The sequence below is a fragment of the uncultured Flavobacterium sp. genome, from assembly GCF_963975005.1.
Lineage (GTDB): Bacteria > Bacteroidota > Bacteroidia > Flavobacteriales > Flavobacteriaceae > Flavobacterium.
Genome location: NZ_CAXBFR010000188.1, coordinates 1 through 3,385, shown reverse-complemented (window position 1 = coordinate 3,385; position 3,385 = coordinate 1). Strand labels below are relative to the sequence as shown.

Annotated in this window: 4 protein-coding genes; all 4 read right to left on the bottom strand. The window is 27.0% G+C overall.

The genetic code is table 11. The annotated features are described in order from the left end of the window. Positions 1-703: DUF4407 domain-containing protein (locus AACZ53_RS14280; RefSeq protein ID WP_339839833.1), on the bottom strand; the 703-nt coding region annotated here is incomplete at its 3' end. 147 nt (positions 704-850) lie between these two features. Beyond that, complete coding sequence (locus tag AACZ53_RS14275; protein ID WP_339839831.1) at positions 851-2,239, bottom strand: M56 family metallopeptidase; 1,389 nt, start codon at positions 2,237-2,239, stop codon at positions 851-853. Next, positions 2,236-2,607 carry a BlaI/MecI/CopY family transcriptional regulator gene (locus AACZ53_RS14270; protein WP_339839829.1) on the bottom strand — a complete coding sequence of 124 codons (372 nt, stop codon included), beginning with the start codon at positions 2,605-2,607 and terminating at the stop codon, positions 2,236-2,238. The genes AACZ53_RS14275 and AACZ53_RS14270 overlap by 4 nt, the downstream gene beginning before the upstream one ends. A gap of 194 nt (positions 2,608-2,801) precedes the next feature. Further along, on the bottom strand, positions 2,802-3,385 hold a 584-nt coding region (locus tag AACZ53_RS14265), incomplete at its 5' end, for a T9SS type A sorting domain-containing protein (RefSeq protein WP_339839827.1).

The window sequence follows — 3,385 nt, the reverse complement described above, 5'->3', positions numbered from 1 at the left end:
AATCTACTTGAAGTAATTTTGCTTTTGCTTCTAAATCAATAATTTTTGCTTGATTAGTTGTTTTTAAAGCCGCTAAATCTTGTAAACCAGCGTCATGTTTATCTCTTTTTTCTTTATAAACAGGACCTTTTCCTAATTTTTTTGTACCAGCAGTTCCTTCTGCTTCAGTAATGTAAACGGCATATAAATCGTTAACTTCTTTTTCTTTTTTAGTGATGTCAGATTTTAAACTATCAATTTGAGCTTTGTTTTTATCTAAATCCGTTTGAAAATAATTGGTAACTTCTTTTTTGTTAGCCAACATCATTGCATTTTTTTCTTTCAATAAAACCGTATTGATTTCTTTTTCAAATATTTTGATTTCTAAAGGTTTTGAAATTACAATAGCAATAATAACTGCTAATATAATCCTTGGAGTTGCTTGAATGAATTCATCCATAAAATTATCACGTTTCTTGATTGTTGAAACGATAAATCTATCTAAATTAAAGATAAGTGAACCCCAAATTAAACCAAAGAAAACGGCAACATAATAGTCGTCAAAAACAGTATAAAGCGCATAAGAACCAGCCAAGAAAGCCATAACTGCTGTAAAGAAAACAGTGGCTCCAATTCCGGCATATTTGTTTTGTTCTCCATCGGAACAATTTTGAACAATGTCTTTATCGACACCAGAGCAAAGAATAAAAAAACGTTTTAACATAAGGATTGATTTTGATTGATGATAATAAGTACAATTTTAACGCCAAATGTTACGAAATGTTGTAAGTTGTTGATAATTAATTATATCGAAAAAGCTTTAACACATATTAATAGTGATAAAGCTTTTTAAAATAGTTGTAATTCCTAATTAATTTAAGATGATACCATTTATAGAATCTCCATTTTTTAATAAAGTAATAGATGGTTGTGCAATTTCAGCTTTCTTTGAAAATGTAAGTTTAAACCCTTCTTCAGTATATAAACTTACTTGATGTTCTTGTGGAAAGTTTTTACTTCTCGCGTTTTTATGAACAAAGCTATTAAAAAAATGTACAAAATCTGTTTCATTATATTTGTCTAACTCTGAGTTTTGAACATGATTTCCGTCGATCCAAACAGCATAATTTTTGGAATTCTTAAAATCATTAAAATCAGCTGAAGATACTTTTACTTTGATAACTGATTTAATAGTTCTCAAATAATGTAGTTCTAAAGTTTTTTTATCATTTTCAGTTAGTTCAGAAAACTTACATTCTTTTACTATTTCTTTAGCTTTGTTTTTTATGATAAAAATTGTTTTTTCATAATATTTTTCAACATCTGTTTTTTCAGAAACATTATTTTTAATTGTACTTTCTTTAGAATTGACTATGCTGTTATTATCAGTTTTATTCTTTTCTTGTGCAATTGTTTTGAAGCATAGAAAAAATACTAATCCTAAAATCATTGGAGCGATTACCATTTTCTTTAAAATGGACATTTTTTTGGAAGTGGTTTTTGTCATCATAATAAGACGTTTTTTGGTTACTAAATAATTCAAATTACTGGCCAAGTAATAATTTGTGTTGTCATTTGTATTCAATAATAGGGATTGATAAAACGAAACATTGTTATGTGTTTTTACTACATTTTCATCAGCAAGAAATTCATGATTGAGTTGAATAGCTTTTTTGTAGAAATAAAACACTGGATTAAACCAAAAGATAATTTTTAATAGTTCAATGCATAAAATATCATAACTATGGTTTTGATTTACGTGTGTTAATTCGTGATCGTATAATTCATTTTCGATAGTTCTATTGTTATATGATTCTTTGTTTATAAAAATATAATTTAGAAATGTATGCGGAATTGTTTCTTGATTCAATAAAACCAAAGTAGCATTTTTATAGCTTACTGTTTCATTAGATTGAATTGTTTTCTTGAAGTAAAGAATGTTTTTTAGAAATCTTACTAGTAGAACGAAAGAGATTATGATATATAAACTCCATAATAGAATAGGAATGTAGTTTGTAGTTTCTTTTATTGGAATATTATTTCCGGAATCAATTAATATTGGAAAGTTTGTTGCTAATGGAATATTCTCTATTTCTTGAATAATTTCGATAGAAATAAAAGGAATAATAAGAGAAATTACGATTGAAAATAATAAGTAAAATCTATTGAATTGATGCATCTTTTCGCGTTCTAAAAACAAATGATAGAATGCTAAAAATGCAATTAAACTAACGGTTGATTCTAAAAGGAAATTTATCATTTTTTCTTTTTTTGAAGTTCTATATCAATTATTTTTTTTAATTCTTCTAATTCTTTTTCAGATAAATTCGTTGCTTTAGTAAAAAATGAAGCAAATTGAGAAGCTGAATCGTTAAAGAAGTTTTTGATTAACCCATTAACATGTTTTGAGAAATAATCTGATTTTTTTACCAAAGGATAATATTCTCTCGAGTTTGCAAATAGAGTATAAGCTACAAACTTTTTATCAGTCATTCTTTTTAATAAGGTTGCAATTGTTGTTGTAGCTGGTTTTGGTTCAGGATAAACTTCTAATAAATCTTTCATGAAAGCTTTTTCAAGTTTCCAAAGGTGTTCCATTAATTGTTCTTCAGTATTTGATAATTGCATTTTGCTCTATGTTTTTAGAATTAACTCTACAAATGTAGAATAAAATTTTTATTCTACATTTGTAGAACGAAAATTTAACATATTTATTGTTAAAATTATTTATGAAAAATAAAAAATCCGTTTACTCAATGAAGAATAAACGGATTTCTAATTAAATTTATATTTGACTTATTTTACAAGTCAATATCAAAGGCTTATTTTTTTATTATTTTAAATTCAGCCGTTTTACCTTCAGCCAATACCTTTACAATATAAACAGAAGCTGATAAATCAGATAAGTTAACAGTAACTTCAGAATTATTTGAGTTGTTATTTTTAACTCTTCTTCCACTTAAGTCATAAATCTCAACAGATGTTATGTTTGCTGAATAACGTACTGTAAAGACATCCAAAACTGGGTTTGGATAGTAACTTAGTTTTGTTAAGTCAAAAGTAGTTCCGTTTAAAGCAGTAACATTAACACAAGCACTTCTAACTGTACAACCATTTTTAGTTACATCAACTGCATAACTTCCGATTGCAGTTACTAAGTAAGATTGAGATGTAGCTCCACTAATTGGAGTAAATGAGCCATCACAAAGTAACCATTGGTATGTTGCTCCAGTTTCAGTAGCTGATAATGTGTCACCAGATTGTGTAGTTGCATTACTTGGTGAAACATTGATTGTCAAATTTAAAGTACTAGTTACACAATTTGTTGTAGAAGTATAAGTTCCTCCAGTAGTATAAGTCGTTCCATTTGCAGCCCAAGTATATGTATCACATGCAGATACTACTT